Below are 14,314 nucleotides of genomic sequence, written 5' to 3'. Positions count from 1 at the left end.
GGATGTACTATAACCGCCATGAACTTGGTGGCCTCCACCCATCGCGATGCGTTGACGAGGTTCGGTCACGCGCTGTCGGATACGACGCGCACGCAGGCGCTGTTGCGGCTGCGAACCGGCTCGGCGTACCCCGCTGACCTGGCGACGGCGATCGGGGTCTCGCGGCAGACACTCTCCAATCATCTTGCGTGCCTGCGTGGGTGCGGCCTCGTCGTCGCAGTCCCCGAGGGGCGTCGGACGCGATATGAGCTCGCCGACGAGAAGATCGCGCATGCATTGGGGGACCTGCTCGGCCTCGTGCTCGCCGTCGATCCGGCGTGCTGTGCCGACGCCTCCGCAGACGAGTGCTGCTGATGACGTCCGAGCTCGGCCTGCCGTCGATGAGAGGGCCCGCACTCACGATCGACAGAAGACGGGTGCTGCAGCGGAGGATCCGCTGGTTCGTCGCCGCAACCATCACCTACAACGTCCTCGAAGCGGTCATCGCGATCGGCGAGGGCATGCGGGTCTCATCGGGTGCGCTGATCGGCTTCGGCCTGGATTCGGTGATCGAGGTGTCCTCTGCGGCCGCGGTCGCCTGGCAGTTCACCGCCGAGGATCCGCAACGACGCGAGAAGCCGACGCTGCGGATCATCGCGTTCTCGTTCTTCGCGCTGGCCCTTTACATCACAGTCGACTCGCTGCGGGCCCTGTTCGGCGTGAACGACGATGCCCGGCACTCGACGATCGGGATCGCGCTCGCGGCGGTCAGCCTGGCGGTCATGCCGGCACTGTCGTGGGCGGAACGTCGCGCCGGCCGCGAGCTCGGTTCGCTGAGCGCGGTGGCCGATTCGAAGCAGACCCTGCTCTGCACGTACCTGTCCGCGGTGTTGCTCCTCGGCCTCGTGCTCAACAGTTCGCTCGGCTGGTCGTGGGCAGACCCGATCGCCGCTCTCGTCATCGCGGCGATCGCCGCGCGGGAGGGGATCAACGCCTGGCGGGGTGACGGGTGCTGTGCGCCGGGTGTCGGCGCGACCGCCACAGTCACCCCGACCGACCACGGATGTGACTGCTGCGCAGACGGTGATGAGGGCCCTCGGGGTTGAGTCCTCAGGCGTTGCCGGCCACGCGCGCCATCGGCAGCCGCACCCAGAACGTCGCGCCCGCACCGGGACCGGTGTCAACGCCCACCTGGCCGCCATGCGCCGCAACGAGGGCGGCGACGATCGACAGACCCAGGCCGCTGCCGCCACCAGCACCGCGTTGCCGGGACTCATCACCCCGGTAGAACCGTTCGAAGACATGCGCGGCATCCTCGGCCGTCAGGCCCGGTCCCGTGTCGGCGACGCTCAGCACCACCTGACCCGGATCCGTGCTCTCGTCCACTCGCACCCCGACGGTGATGGAGGCGTCCGCGGGCGTGTGGTTCACCGCGTTGCCGATCAGGTTGCGCAACACCTGCACCAGTCGGGGTCCGTCACCGGACACCACCGGCGGCCGGTCGCCGGTCACGACGTCGAGCCGGATCTCGCGATCGGGTGCGGCGACACGCGCACTCTGCACGGCATCCGCCGCCAGCGCGAGGAGATCGACAGGCGCTACGTCGAGTGGACGCTGAGCGTCGAGGCGCGCCAGCATCAGCAGATCCTCGACCAGCAGATTCATCCGCCCGGCCTCGTCGTTGATACGCCGCATGGCGTCGGTGACATCCGGAACCCCGCCCTGCGAGTACAACTCGGCGAAACCCTTGATCGAGGTCAACGGTGTCCGCAGTTCGTGGCTGGCGTCGGCGACGAAGCGTCGCATCCGCTCCTCGGACGCACGGGCCTGCTGTTCGGACGACGCCGTGGCGGCGAAGGCGTGCTGGATCTGCCCGAGCATCCGGTTCAGTGACTCCGACAGACTCCCCACCTCGGTGTTGGGCGGCGCGACCGGCACCCGCCTCGTCAGGTTTCCCTGGGCGATCTCGTGTGCGGTCTCCTCGACGCGTCGCAGCGGACGCAGGCTCCGCCGGACGAGCAGATATCCGAGCACCCCGATGAGCAGGGTGACGAGCGCGCCGATCGCGAGTTGCAGACGGATCAACCTGCTCACCGTGTCGTCGATGTCGGACATCGGCGTGGCCACGATCGAGCGCCCGAAAGCGTTGCTGACCTTGATGACCCGCCACTGTGGTCCGTCCCCGTCGACCGACGCCACGGTCTCGGGGCCCGCATCGTCGGCGGTGAGGGAGGCGAGGTCGGGGGAATCGTCGAACTGGTTGTAGACGCTGTCGGTCGACACACCGCCCGGGCCGTACACGACCGACTCCACGTAGTACGGCGACGGAGGCCGGCGGGGACCCGGCGGGCCGGGACCGTCGCCGACGAACCCACGCGGCTGCGCCCATGAATTGACCGCGTTCTCGAGCCCCTCGTCGGTGCGCGAGATCAGATCCTGACGCATCGACGACGTGACCGCGACCCCCGAGGCCAACAGTCCGACGACGACCAGCAGCACGGTCAGCGCCACCAGCGAGATCCGCAGCGGCACACCGCGGGCACGCACCCCCCGAGCGGGGGAACTCACCTCAGTCACGAGGCTCACGCATGACATAGCCCACCCCACGGAGAGTGTGGATCAGGCGCTTGTCTCCGGTGTCGAGCTTCCGACGGAGGTAGGACACATAGGATTCGACGACGTTCACCTCGCCGCCGAAGTCGTAATTCCAGACGTGATCGAGGATGCGGGGTTTCGACAGTACCGTGCCCGCGTTGACCATGAAGTACCGCAGCAGGGTGAATTCCGTCGGCGAGAGCTGGACCGGCTTCCCGGCCTTGAACACCTCGTGGGTCTCGTCGTCGAGTTCGATGTCGGCGAAGGCGATCCGCGACGACGCGCGACGCTGATCGTCGAATCCACTGCGGCGCAACAACACCTGCAGACGTGCGACGACCTCCTCGAGACTGAACGGTTTGGTCACGTAGTCGTCGCCGCCGATGGTGAGACCGTTGATCTTGTCCTCGAGCGAGTCCCGGGCCGACAGGAACAGTGCCGGCGCGTCGACCCCGTCGGCGCGGAGCCTGCGCAGGAGCCCGAAGCCGTCCATCCCCGGCATCATCACGTCGAGCACCAGGACGTCCGGTTTGCTGGTGCGGCAGCGGTCGAGCGCGGCGGGACCGTCGGCTGCCGTCTCCACGTCGTACCCCTGGAACTTCAACGACACCGACAGCAGCTGCCGGATGTTCTCCTCGTCGTCGACGACGAGGACCTTCGCTCCGCGCGCGCTGCTCTGCTTCGACGGTTCACTCACACGATCAGACTCCCAGCATCGCCTGGTACCTCTCTGTCGGCACGCTGGGAACTTCCTGTGAGGGCTGACCTGCGACGACGTACGTCCTCACGGCTGCTCCCCGCCTACCCGCCTCTTCACGCATCCGGTTCACCGTACGCCGCGGCGATCTCCTCTGACCCCCGCCAGCGCGTGAAGGTCGGGCTCTGCGGCCACCCGACGGGCGAGTCCTGCCATTCCTCCTGGCGCCCGTACGGCAACACGTCGAGAAGCCCGAACACGAACCCGAGCTGTTCGGTGCCGCGTCCGGCCGAGTGCCAGGTGCGGTACACGGTGTCGCCATCCCGGAGGAACACGTTGACCGCGAAACCCTCACCCTGCGCGGCGTCGACGTCGGCGGAGAAGGTCGTTCCGGCAGAGGAATACCAGTCCATCCGGTTGCCGACCCGTCGTTTGTAGGCGAGCGCCTCGTCGATGGGTCCGGGGGTGACGATCACGAAGCGGGCGTCGTAGTCGGCGAGGTAGTCGAGCCGGCTGAACTGAGTGGTGAACCCAGTGCAGCCCGGGCACTGGAAGGTCGCACCGTCGTTCCACATGTGGTTGTAGACGATGAGTTGCGAGCGCCCGTCGAAGACCTCGGCAAGGCGGATTGGCCCTTCCGCACCCGTGAGGATGTAGTCGTCGAGCTCGACCATGGGGAGCCGACGACGCTGGGCCGCGACGGCGTCGAGCTCGCGAGTGGCCGCCTTCTCCCGTCTGCGCAGGTCGGCCAGCGCCGCTGCCCAGGTCTCGCGGTCGGTCACGGGGGGTCGTGCGTCGCTCATGTCGGTGCCTTTTCACTCCGGTGACAGAACGTTCACAGAGGCAGACCGGAACCAGCGGCCGAAGTCATCGGAGCCGTCCCTGCGGCGCCTCGCCGGCCGGAGCGCACACGATTAGACGAGGAGTTCGTACGCATGTTGGAGTCGACGCACGTGCTCGCGGACCTCATACAGTTCCCGGCGTGCCGCGCGCTGAGCCTTCACGCCGCCCCGGCCGGACTGCAGACTGTCGACCAACGAGTCCGCGACGCGTTCCAACTCATCGACCAGCACCCGGGCTTGCGCCTGTGCGACGGGATCGACAGACCCTCGCGACCGAACCATGGCCGTAATCGTAGGTTCTCCGATCGTTCACCGCCGGCCATCACCATCAGTGCCCATGGGGGAGACGAAGTACCAGGACACCGGGAGAGCACAGGCCATGATGCTGCTGGACGAAGTGGAACGGCACACGCGATTTCTGGTGTCGCGCATCGAACAGTCGGGCCGACGGAGCCGCGACATCACCGGGGAGATCGCCGAGTTGCGGGAGGCCTATGACACGGCCGCGGCGCTGAGGTCGCACTATGAACTTCACAGATCACCGAGACACGCCCTCGGGACCGGACGCCACGACACGCGAGGGGTGTGAGGGCACACCGGCATTTCGACGGAACCGGGGCCCGTGACTTCGTGCCGCTGCTGGTGGAGCGCCGGGCCAACAAAACACTCGGCGGTACCGAAGTCATGGCCGACCCCGCTACCGTTCCACCGCACACCGGGGAGTGACTCGGGCCGGTCAACCGGCCCACCTGAGGCCGTCGCCGATGGTCAGCAGCATCCGCCGGCCGGGGTGAGGACGTTGCGCAGAGCTTCCAGCGACTCCGGTCTCGCCCGGTAGTAGACGTTCATTCCGCGCCGTTCCGGCGAGACCATGCCGGCCTTGCGCAACTGACCCAGGTGGTGGCTCGTCGTGGCCTCGGTGAGCCCGACCGCGGTCGCGAGGTCGCACGTGCAGATCCCCTCGCCGTCGTCGGCGAGGAGGATCGAGACGAGTTTGATGCGCACAGGATCGGCAAGCGCCTTGAGCCGTAGCGCTATCTCGAGCGCGGCTGCATCGTCGAGAGGCGCAGCCGACACCGGTGCGCAGCAGATGGGGGCACTGATGTCGACCATCGGCAAGGTCTTCGGCATGACTTGAGTTTACGCCAAGCTATTGACATATGTCGAAAAGGTGGCACCCTACAGAGGTAGTTCGATATATGTCTCACAGGTGAAAGGCTGGTTGTCATGTCCCGTATGCAGCTCGCACTCAACGTCGACGATCTCGATGCCGCGATCGAGTTCTACTCCAAGCTGTTCGACACCGCTCCGGCCAAACAAAAGCCCGGGTATGCCAATTTCGCGATCGCCGAGCCTCCGCTCAAGCTGGTGCTCCTGGAGAACCCGGGCCGGGGCGGCACGATCAATCATCTGGGAGTCGAGGTCGAGTCGAGCGAGAAAGTGCACGCCGAGATCGCGCGGCTGTCCGGCGAGGGCTTGTTCACACAGGAGGAGATCAACTCCACCTGTTGCTTCGCAACCCAGGACAAGGTGTGGGTCACCGGCCCGGCCGGCGAGAAGTGGGAGGTGTACACGGTGCTGGCCGACTCCGACACCTTCGGCACCAGCCCGAAGCTGTTGGCGGAGAACAGCGTCGAGGATGCCGGACAGGGTTCGGTCTGTTGCGGCGAGACCGCCGGTACCACCGATCCCCGGCCGGCTTGCTGCTGAACCAGCGGCGCAAATCTTGTCGGTGGTCGCACGTATGTTTGACTCATGCAGTTCGGGGGCGGCGGCACGAACACATCGGGCGAGGAGCCCGAAGACGAGTTCCCGCTGCCTGCGGTGCAATTCGACAACGAACTGTCGGCCGCCGAGCTCGTCGACGTCATCACTCACTGCGCGTCGATCACCTCCGCCGCGTCGTACCGACTCCTGAGCGCGGCGAGCCTGCTCCACGAGGAGCGCGAACTAGACCACCACCTCCGGCGCACCGAACACCACGACGGTCAAGCGTCGTCGGCGGATGAGCTCCACCGCCGCGCCGCCGAGGCCAACTCGGGGATCGACCCGTACGCCGAGTTCGGTCCCGACGGGTTCGACCAGGCCACCGCCGAACTGGGTGCGGCCCTGATGATCACCGCAGCGCAGGCGCGTGAACTGATCCGTACCGGCGATGTGCTGCGGTATCGGTTGATGCTGACCGGGAACGCGTTGGCATGTGGCCGTATCGACCAACGCCGGTTCATGATCGCGGTCACGCGCACCGACTTCGTGTCCGATGCGGACATGCAGCGGGTCGATGCGCATCTGGCCGAAGCGATCCTGGCGCGTCCACCGATGTCGACAACCCGCTTCACCACGCTGGTCGACTCGATCGTCGCCACACACGCGCCCGACGCGGTACGCCGACGCCGCGAACGCGCCACCGACGACCGCAACATCACCATCGGACCCGACCGATTTCAGCCCGGACAATCCCGCATCAGCGGCAGTCTGCCCGTCACCGACGCCGCCACCCTCGATGCCCAACTGAACACGATGGCCAACTCGGTCCATCCCGAAGACCCACGCACAACACGACAACGACGCGTCGATGCCCTGATCGCGTTGGCCTCCCACCGCACTGTCCTGCCGTGCCGTTGCCCACACTGCGCATCTCCACCCGCACCGGTCGACCTCGACAAACCGGAACCCGAGACCTTGCCGACGCCAACCGAACCCGCCCCACCTCCCGCCGTCGCCGGACCCCACGCCCCAGTGCCGAGCTTCCACATCGTGGTCAACCTGTCGACACTGCTCGACCTCGACGACGACCCGGGATTCCTCGACGGCCACGGGCTCATCGACGCCGACACCATGCGATCCCTGCTCGACGGAGCACGACGGTCGTTTGTCGTCGGAACCGACCCGCCGATCGCGACCGCTACCCGCTACACCCCCAGCCGAACACTCCAGACGCTGGTTCGGTGCGGCGAACCGTGCTGCACCTTCCCCGGCTGCACGCAACCGGTATGGACGACAGATCTCGACCATACCGTCCCGTTCGACCACCACACGCCCGCAACCGGCGGCACCACCACACAGCGCAACCTCAAGCCGCTGTGTCGTTTTCACCACCGAATCAAGACGTTCGGGATGTGGCAGGACTACCACGACGACTACTGCAACGCGTGGTTCCGGTCCCCCACCGGACACACCTTCGTCGGCAACGCCTTCAACGGACGCGACCTGTTCGGCTACCTCGTCCCCCGACAGCCACCCGATCACCCCGCACGACGCCGGCTCAATGAGATGCGAGAAGCCCGCACCACCACCCACCGTCGCGAACTCGACGCGTGGGAAGCCGCCAACCCACCACCGTTCTGAACATCTGATGCTCACAACGCCGAAGGCCGGCCACCCTTGCGGGTGACCGGCCTTCGGTTGAACTGCGTTGAGAGACGCAGGGATCTGATCAGTTGGTCAGAATCCCATCCCTGACGGAGTCAGGTCAGAATCCCATGCCGCCCATCTCGTCGCCGCCCGGCATGGCCGGGGCAGCGTTCTTCTCGGGCTTGTCGGCGACGACGGCCTCGGTGGTGAGGAACAGAGCCGCGATCGAGGCTGCGTTCTGCAGCGCCGAGCGGGTGACCTTCACCGGGTCGTTGATGCCGGCCTTGAGCAGGTCCTCGTACACACCGGTGGCGGCGTTGAGGCCGGTGCCGGTGGGCGAGTTGAGGACCTTGTCGGCGACGACGCCCGGCTCGAGGCCGGCGTTGATGGCGATCTGCTTGGCCGGAGCCGAGAGAGCGACCTTCACGATGTTGGCGCCGGTGGCCTCGTCACCCTCGAGCGAGAGAGCGTCGATGGCCGGCTCCGACTGCAGCAGGGCCACGCCACCGCCGGCGACGATGCCCTCTTCGACGGCAGCCTTCGCGTTGCGGACGGCGTCCTCGATGCGGTGCTTGCGCTCCTTGAGCTCGACCTCGGTGGCCGCGCCCGCCTTGATGACCGCAACACCGCCGGCCAGCTTGGCCAGACGCTCCTGCAGCTTCTCACGGTCGTAGTCGGAGTCGCTGTTCTCGATCTCGCCGCGGATCTGCGCCACGCGACCGGCGATGGCGTCGGGATCGCCCGCACCCTCGACGATGGTGGTCTCGTCCTTGGTCACGACGACCTTGCGAGCGGTGCCGAGCAGCTCGACGCCGGCGCCCTCGAGGGACAGGCCGACCTCTTCGCTGATGACCTCGCCACCGCTGAGGATGGCGATGTCGGCCAGCATGGCCTTGCGGCGGTCACCGAAGCCCGGAGCCTTGACGGCGACGGACTTGAAGGTGCCCTTGAGCTTGTTGACCACGAGGGTGGAGAGGGCTTCGCCCTCGACGTCCTCGGCGATGATCAGCAGCGGCTTGCCGGCCTGGATGACCTTCTCCAGCAGCGGCAGCAGATCCTTGATGGTCGAGACCTTGCCCGAGACCAGCAGGATGTACGGGTCGTCGAGGACGGCTTCCTGGCGGTCGGCGTCGGTGACGAAGTAGCCCGAGATGTAGCCCTTGTCGAAGCGCATGCCCTCGGTGAGCTCGAGCTGCAGGCCGAAGGTGTTGGACTCCTCGACCGTGATGACGCCTTCCTTGCCGACCTTGTCCATCGCCTCGGCGATCAGCTCGCCGATCGAGGGGTCGCCTGCCGAGATACCGGCGGTGGCAGCGATCTGCTCCTTGGTCTCGACCTCCTTGGCGCTCTTCAGCAGCGACTCGGTGACGGCCTCGACGGCCTTCTCGATGCCGCGCTTCAGACCCAGCGGGTTGGCGCCGGCAGCGACGTTGCGCAGACCTTCGCGAACGAGGGCCTGGGCGAGAACGGTAGCGGTGGTGGTGCCGTCACCTGCGACGTCGTCGGTCTTCTTGGCGACCTCCTTGACGAGCTCGGCACCGATCTTCTCGTACGGGTCCTCCAGCTCGATCTCCTTGGCGATGGACACACCATCGTTGGTGATCGTGGGGGCGCCCCACTTCTTCTCCAGGACAACGTTGCGACCCTTGGGTCCCAACGTCACCTTGACGGCGTCGGCGAGGCTGTTGAGGCCCCGCTCGAGGCCGCGACGGGCCTCTTCGTCGAACGCGATTTGCTTGGCCATGGGTAAGTGATCCTCCGAAGGGGGTGACACTAGGTTCGTATGGCCGGAACTCGGTGCCCGCGACGGACGACCGGTGTGTCATTCGGTACCGGTCTCACCGTCCCGACCTGGCACTCACAGTCCGTGAGTGCCAACCTCGTTTTTAGCACTCGGCCTGTACGAGTGCAAGGTCGCCCCCATCGGCCCCGATCACCGACGAACCCCCCGGCCCCTGACACCCCCGCGATCATTCAGCCCGACGAACCGAGCTGACTGTGTTCGGCGATAGAGATAGGGTCAGCGGCGTGGAGTTCCTGCTGATCATCATCGTGGCGCTGCTCGCGATCATCGCGGTGGTCGTCATCTTCAATTTCCTGGGCAACCGCAAGGCCCGCCAAGCCGAGCAGGACGCGCTCCGTGATCGCACCTACCGCCCCGGCGACCCTTTCTCGTCGGCCGACGACGACTCGGTCTACGGCGACCCGCGCGACCTCAAGCCCGGCGATCTCGTCGAACTGCGCGGTGAGACCTACGCGGTGCGTGGCACCCTACGGCTCACCCAGGACGGTTACACGTGGACCGAGAACTTCCTCGACACCGGTGTCGGGTCCAAGGCCTGGATCTCGGTCGAGGACGACCCGGACCTCGAGGTCGTCCTGTGGCGCGAGCTCTCCGGTGTGGCCGTGACTCCCGGACCCGACACCCTCGAGGTCGAGGGCCGCAGATACCAGTCCGAGGAAGCCGGGTCGGCGCGCTTCACCTCCGCGGGAACCACCGGCGTCGCGGCGTCGGGCCGGATGGCCTACCACGACTACGAGGCCGGCCCCGACCGGTTGTCCTTCGAGGACTACGGCAGCGGGTGGGAATGCGCCCGTGGCGAGGTCCTCTCCCGCACCGACTACCGCATCTACCCCACCAACCCCGCTCCGGAGACGCACTGAGCACGACGTTCACCTTCGACGCCGTCCCGACCGAGACGTCCTGAGCACGGAGATTTTTCACACGCATGACAGACCATTCCGAACACCCCGGTGACCCGACCGCGCAACTGGCCGTCGCCTACGCCGACACCAGTGCCGCGCAGCTCGGATTCTCACTCAGCGCTCCGTTGCAGGAGCCGCTGGCCCAGGAGGACGCCGAGATCGACGGCATCACGGTCTCGGTGCGACTGCTCGGCGCGAGCCATCAGGTACTCGTCGACGACGGCGCGCAGCGCATCCTGGAGACCGTCGCCTGCCTGCCCGATGTCACGTCGGCTCTCCCGGAGAGCTTCCAGGAGAGCGGTTACTACTTCAGTTCGCGCGTGGAGCGGGCCACGGCCGATCAGTTGGCCGCGTTGATCGAACAGCTCACCGTCCGGGTCTCGGAACAGATGGCGGTCGGGCATCCGTGCGTGATGGGCAGGTTCCCGGGCGAACCGCAGGCCGTCACCGCGATCGTGTCGGAGTCGTCGGAGGAGATGATCTCCTGGCACACCTGGCACACCTATCCGCAAGCCGGTGAAGTGGTGATCACCTCCAGCCGGATCGACCGCGGCCCGGTGGCCCGCCCATGACCGACCAGCCGCCGCCGGGCGGACCGCCGCCCGATCCGCGGCGCAGGCTCAACAAGATCCGCAACATCATCATCGGGGTGATCGTCGTCATCACGATCTTCGCGCTCGTCGGCGCGTGCGGTGCCCGCGCGCTCGGCGGCGGGGGCATCGGGGGTTCGGCGCGCAACTACATCTCGCAGAACTACGAGCGGAACACCGCACTCGACGAGGGCGACGTGGATGCCTATGTCGCCGACGGGAATCCGTCGCAGGTCGCCGCGGAGATCCGAGACGCGGAGCGTCCCACCGATCAGCGAGGCGGCGCCGCCGGTACGGGCAACGTCTCGGGGTCCCAGTTTCTGCAGTATCCCGACTACCTCGTCGGACTGTTCCCGTACGGCGCGGACAAAACCCGCGTCATGCTCAGCCGCGACTATCGGTCGGGCTACAACCACTACCACAGCTACGTCGGCGTCTTCTGGGTTCCCACACCCAGATATGCCGGCGGCGGCAGCGGTTACCGCGGCGGTGGAAGTGGCGGTGGCGGCAAATGACACCGACCGGTCCGGCATCCGAATCCGATCTCGTCCGAACTACCCACGGAGATGACCATGCTCGCTGATATCGCCGAGAACGCCTACGCAGCAGGCGCCTACGCCGGTGTCGGCGTGATCTTGATGATCGTGTCGTTCGCGGTCCTCGACCTGCTGACCCCCGGAAAGCTGCGTCACCAACTGTGGACCGACCGCAACCGCAACGCCGGGATCCTGGTGGGCTCCAACCTGCTCGCGGTGGCCATCATCGTCACCGCCGCGATCGTCGCCAGCGAGGGGCGCCTCGTCGAAGGCCTCACCTACACCGCCGTGTATTCGGTGATCGGACTCGTCGTCATGGGTGTGACATTCCTCGTCATCGATGTGCTGACCCCCGGCAAGCTCGGCGAATTGCTCGTCCATCCCGAGAGCCATCCCGCCGTCTGGGTCCAGGGCGTCGCACACATCGGCGTCTCGATCATCATCGCCGCTTCCATCCTGTGACACCGCACTCCCCCGCTCGGCCGTGACCGTCGACGACCCCGCAGCACCGGTCGGCGATCTCTCCACCGACACCCTGGCCGAGCGTCCCCGTTTCGCGCGGACGGCGCTCCTGGCCGTCGTGTTCGTCTGCGCCGCCTGCGGTCTCGTATACGAGCTGGCACTCGTATCGCTCGGATCGTTCCTGATCGGGAACACCGCGACCCAGGCGTCGATCGTGCTCGCGGTCATGGTGTTCGCGATGGGCGTGGGTTCGCTGGCCGCCAAACCGCTGCAACCGCAGTCGATCACGTCGTTCGCCGTCATCGAGTTGCTGCTCGCCCTCATCGGCGGACTGTCGGTGATGGCCCTCTACGCCGCGTTCGCCTACCTCGAGCTGTACACCCCCGCGCTCATCGTGGTGGCCTTCGTGCTCGGGCTCCTCATCGGTGCCGAGATCCCGCTGCTGATGGTTCTGCTCCAACGGATTCGACGCCAGGAGGCCGGGTCGGCGGTCGCGGACATGTTCGCCGTCGACTACATCGGTGCACTCATCGGCGGCCTCTGTTTTCCCTTTCTGCTGCTACCGGTCTTCGGTCAGTTGCGCGGCGCGCTCGTCGTCGGACTCGTCAACGCGGCCGCGGGATGCTTCCTGGTCTTCGTGATCTTCCGCAGGTCGTTGAGCCGTACCCGGTTGGTCACCCTGTCCGCGGCGGCGGTCGCCGTGGTCGCGGCCCTGATCGCCGGGTTGCTGCTCTCGTCCCGTTTCGAGGTGACGGCACGGCAGGCCCTGTACCGCGACCCGATCGTCGCCGCCGAACGCAGCGCCTATCAGGACATCGTGATCACCGAGAACCGCAGCGGCGCAGGCGTCGACACCCGGCTCTACCTCAACGGCGACCTCCAGTTCGCCTCCGCCGACGAGCATCGATACCACGAGGCGCTGGTGCATCCGGCGATGTCCGGCTCGCACAAGTCGGTGCTGGTTCTCGGCGGCGGCGACGGCCTCGCGTTACGCGAGGTCCTCTCCTATCCCGACGCCGGACAGGTCACCCTGGTCGAACTCGATCCGGAGATGATCCGCCTCGCCCGCCAGGACGAACGTCTCGTCGCGCTCAACCGCGGCTCCATGACGAACCCGCGGGCCGAGGTCGTCGCCGCCGACGCGTTCACCTGGCTCCGCGGCACCGACCGTCGTTTCGACGTCATCATCGTCGACATGCCCGACCCCGACGACTCGGCCACCGCCAAGCTGTATTCCACCGAGTTCTACACCCTCGTCCGCGCGCACCTGGCCCCCGGTGGCCGTACCGTGGTGCAGGCCGGGTCACCGTACTTCGCGCCGAAGTCGTTCTGGTGCATCGCATCCACCATGCGCGCCGCCGGACTGACCGCGACGCCCTACCACGTCGACGTGCCCGCCTTCGGCGACTGGGGTTTTCACCTCGCCGGCGCGGAGGGCCCCGTCACCCCGACGGTCGACGCCCCGGGCCCGCTGCGCTTCCTCGGCCCCGAACAGCTCACCGCCGCAACGGTGTTCCCGCTCGATCGGCAGCCCATCGACCTCCCTCCGTCGACCCTGATGGACCCACGGATACTGAGGTACGCACAAGGCGAGTGGGCTACTTACTGATCGGACCGCGCAAGCGTCCGCAACCGCTCGAGTTCGTCCCACAGCTCGAGTTCCCTTGCACGATCATGGCTCTCCGCTGAAGAGTCCGACACCTGACCACGGTCGATGTAGGCGCCGCTGGGCGCCTGCGGGTCGCCCAGGATCGCCGATGCCAAACGCCTGCCGCCCACCGGCACGCGATCGACCAGACCGGTCAGCGCCAACCCGGGGAGAACCCACCGGTTCGCCCATCGCTGCGGCGCACTGGCCGCGCGCGCCAGTCCCGTCCCCGGCACGAAGGCCGGGTTGTACGAGACGATCTCGACTCCGTCGGGCAGTCTGCGCGCCCACTCGTGCACGAGGTGAACGGCAGCGAGTTTGCTCGTCGAATAGGCGGTGCGCCCACCGGCACCGCCGGTTCCGCCGAATGCTCCCGGGCGCGCGAGCCGCGCCGGTGACATCCACCGGGGAGCCGGAACGAGTCCCAGGTTGTGCCGGAAGTCGCCGAAATGGGTGTCACTCACCGTGATGGTGATCCGCGCGCCGTCGACGAGCTCCCCCGCGAGCTCACCGATCAACAGGTGGTTGGCGAGCACGTTGACCGCGAAGGTCGTCTCGAGTCCGTCGGCGGTGACCTGGTCGTCGTCGACGAACTGGATGCCCGCATTTCCCGCCAAGCCGCGCAGCGGCGGCACCACACCGTCGTCGAGCATGACCCGGATTGCCGATGCGGCGGCCAGCGTGCTCGTGATGTCGGCGAGATCGGCGGCAACGACCCTGACCCGAGCGCCGTACTCACCGAGGTGCGCGGGCAATTCACCGCCTCGGGCGAGTACGACGAGGTGGCAGTGCGCATCGGTGGCGAGCACATGCCGTGCGGCGACCAGACCGAGGCCACGCGTGGCGCCTGTCATGACCAGGGTCCACGGGACGTTGGCGTTCGGGTGAGTGTTCACGACAAGACC

18 protein-coding genes are annotated in these 14,314 nt (G+C 67.1%); 11 read left to right on the top strand and 7 right to left on the bottom strand.

From position 1 onward, the window contains the following. Positions 1–18 precede the first annotated feature (18 nt). Both ACSUZC_RS03765 and ACSUZC_RS03760 read left to right on the top strand, forming a co-directional pair. Positions 19–354 (top strand): ArsR/SmtB family transcription factor, encoded by a 336-nt coding sequence (locus ACSUZC_RS03765; protein WP_439031587.1) that lies wholly within the window; start codon positions 19–21, stop codon positions 352–354. Continuing rightward, the gene (locus tag ACSUZC_RS03760) at positions 354–1,085 is read left to right on the top strand and encodes a cation transporter (protein WP_439031586.1); all 732 of its coding nucleotides are present in this window, start codon (positions 354–356) and stop codon (positions 1,083–1,085) included. The genes ACSUZC_RS03765 and ACSUZC_RS03760 overlap by 1 nt, the downstream gene beginning before the upstream one ends. Before the next feature lie 4 nt (positions 1,086–1,089). Here ACSUZC_RS03760 and ACSUZC_RS03755 read toward each other — a convergent pair whose 3' ends face one another. The 4 genes from ACSUZC_RS03755 to ACSUZC_RS03740 all read right to left on the bottom strand — a co-directional run bounded on the left by ACSUZC_RS03755 (position 1,090) and on the right by ACSUZC_RS03740 (position 4,395). Next, positions 1,090–2,574 (bottom strand): sensor histidine kinase, encoded by a 1,485-nt coding sequence (locus ACSUZC_RS03755; protein WP_439031585.1) that lies wholly within the window; start codon positions 2,572–2,574, stop codon positions 1,090–1,092. Further along, the gene (locus tag ACSUZC_RS03750; RefSeq protein ID WP_439031584.1) at positions 2,549–3,271 is read right to left on the bottom strand and encodes a response regulator transcription factor; all 723 of its coding nucleotides are present in this window, start codon (positions 3,269–3,271) and stop codon (positions 2,549–2,551) included. The genes ACSUZC_RS03755 and ACSUZC_RS03750 overlap by 26 nt, the downstream gene beginning before the upstream one ends. Positions 3,272–3,387: 116 nt before the next feature. Beyond that, the gene (locus ACSUZC_RS03745) at positions 3,388–4,074 is read right to left on the bottom strand and encodes a DUF899 domain-containing protein (protein ID WP_439031583.1); all 687 of its coding nucleotides are present in this window, start codon (positions 4,072–4,074) and stop codon (positions 3,388–3,390) included. A gap of 111 nt (positions 4,075–4,185) precedes the next feature. After that, on the bottom strand, positions 4,186–4,395 hold the full coding sequence (locus ACSUZC_RS03740; RefSeq protein WP_439031582.1) for a hypothetical protein: 210 nt from the start codon (positions 4,393–4,395) through the stop codon (positions 4,186–4,188). Between the two features lie 55 nt (positions 4,396–4,450). Here ACSUZC_RS03740 and ACSUZC_RS03735 point away from each other — a divergent pair, with 55 nt between their 5' ends. Then, the gene (locus ACSUZC_RS03735) at positions 4,451–4,702 is read left to right on the top strand and encodes a hypothetical protein (RefSeq protein WP_439031581.1); all 252 of its coding nucleotides are present in this window, start codon (positions 4,451–4,453) and stop codon (positions 4,700–4,702) included. Next, complete coding sequence (locus ACSUZC_RS03730; protein ID WP_439031580.1) at positions 4,699–4,839, top strand: three-helix bundle dimerization domain-containing protein; 141 nt, start codon at positions 4,699–4,701, stop codon at positions 4,837–4,839. The genes ACSUZC_RS03735 and ACSUZC_RS03730 overlap by 4 nt, the downstream gene beginning before the upstream one ends. 42 nt (positions 4,840–4,881) lie before the next feature. Here ACSUZC_RS03730 and ACSUZC_RS03725 read toward each other — a convergent pair whose 3' ends face one another. After that, positions 4,882–5,244 carry an Rv2640c family ArsR-like transcriptional regulator gene (locus ACSUZC_RS03725; RefSeq protein WP_439031579.1) on the bottom strand — a complete coding sequence of 121 codons (363 nt, stop codon included), beginning with the start codon at positions 5,242–5,244 and terminating at the stop codon, positions 4,882–4,884. 96 nt (positions 5,245–5,340) lie between these two features. Here ACSUZC_RS03725 and ACSUZC_RS03720 point away from each other — a divergent pair, with 96 nt between their 5' ends. Together ACSUZC_RS03720 and ACSUZC_RS03715 are read left to right on the top strand one after the other, a co-directional pair. Continuing rightward, complete coding sequence (locus ACSUZC_RS03720; RefSeq protein WP_439031578.1) at positions 5,341–5,823, top strand: ArsI/CadI family heavy metal resistance metalloenzyme; 483 nt, start codon at positions 5,341–5,343, stop codon at positions 5,821–5,823. 45 nt (positions 5,824–5,868) lie between these two features. Then, positions 5,869–7,461: a DUF222 domain-containing protein gene (locus ACSUZC_RS03715; protein WP_439031577.1), complete on the top strand. Its 1,593-nt coding sequence runs from the start codon at positions 5,869–5,871 to the stop codon at positions 7,459–7,461. Between the two features lie 124 nt (positions 7,462–7,585). On the opposite strand, the gene groL is transcribed toward ACSUZC_RS03715, so the two are convergent. Next, positions 7,586–9,211 carry a chaperonin GroEL gene (gene groL / locus ACSUZC_RS03710; protein ID WP_238421819.1) on the bottom strand — a complete coding sequence of 542 codons (1,626 nt, stop codon included), beginning with the start codon at positions 9,209–9,211 and terminating at the stop codon, positions 7,586–7,588. A gap of 284 nt (positions 9,212–9,495) precedes the next feature. On the opposite strand from groL, the gene ACSUZC_RS03705 reads away from it, so the two are divergent. The 5 genes from ACSUZC_RS03705 to ACSUZC_RS03685 all read left to right on the top strand — a co-directional run bounded on the left by ACSUZC_RS03705 (position 9,496) and on the right by ACSUZC_RS03685 (position 13,370). Then, positions 9,496–10,131: a DUF4178 domain-containing protein gene (locus ACSUZC_RS03705; protein WP_439031576.1), complete on the top strand. Its 636-nt coding sequence runs from the start codon at positions 9,496–9,498 to the stop codon at positions 10,129–10,131. Positions 10,132–10,196: 65 nt separating this feature from the next. Next, the gene (locus ACSUZC_RS03700) at positions 10,197–10,745 is read left to right on the top strand and encodes a DUF2617 family protein (RefSeq protein WP_439031575.1); all 549 of its coding nucleotides are present in this window, start codon (positions 10,197–10,199) and stop codon (positions 10,743–10,745) included. Beyond that, complete coding sequence (locus tag ACSUZC_RS03695; RefSeq protein WP_439031574.1) at positions 10,742–11,278, top strand: DUF4247 domain-containing protein; 537 nt, start codon at positions 10,742–10,744, stop codon at positions 11,276–11,278. The genes ACSUZC_RS03700 and ACSUZC_RS03695 overlap by 4 nt, the downstream gene beginning before the upstream one ends. A 57-nt stretch (positions 11,279–11,335) precedes the next feature. Continuing rightward, the gene (locus ACSUZC_RS03690) at positions 11,336–11,761 is read left to right on the top strand and encodes a DUF350 domain-containing protein (RefSeq protein WP_439031573.1); all 426 of its coding nucleotides are present in this window, start codon (positions 11,336–11,338) and stop codon (positions 11,759–11,761) included. Between the two features lie 22 nt (positions 11,762–11,783). Further along, positions 11,784–13,370: a polyamine aminopropyltransferase gene (locus ACSUZC_RS03685; protein ID WP_439031572.1), complete on the top strand. Its 1,587-nt coding sequence runs from the start codon at positions 11,784–11,786 to the stop codon at positions 13,368–13,370. On the opposite strand, the gene ACSUZC_RS03680 is transcribed toward ACSUZC_RS03685, so the two are convergent. Beyond that, the gene (locus ACSUZC_RS03680) at positions 13,364–14,305 is read right to left on the bottom strand and encodes an SDR family NAD(P)-dependent oxidoreductase (protein WP_439031571.1); all 942 of its coding nucleotides are present in this window, start codon (positions 14,303–14,305) and stop codon (positions 13,364–13,366) included. The two genes, ACSUZC_RS03685 and ACSUZC_RS03680, sit on opposite strands and share 7 nt — an antisense overlap. Positions 14,306–14,314: the final 9 nt, after the last annotated feature.

The organism is Gordonia terrae (assembly GCF_051789125.1).
GTDB classification, from domain to species: domain Bacteria; phylum Actinomycetota; class Actinomycetes; order Mycobacteriales; family Mycobacteriaceae; genus Gordonia; species Gordonia terrae_A.
The sequence above is the reverse complement of the archived record's forward strand: the minus strand, read 5'-3'. Positions and strand labels throughout refer to the sequence as shown.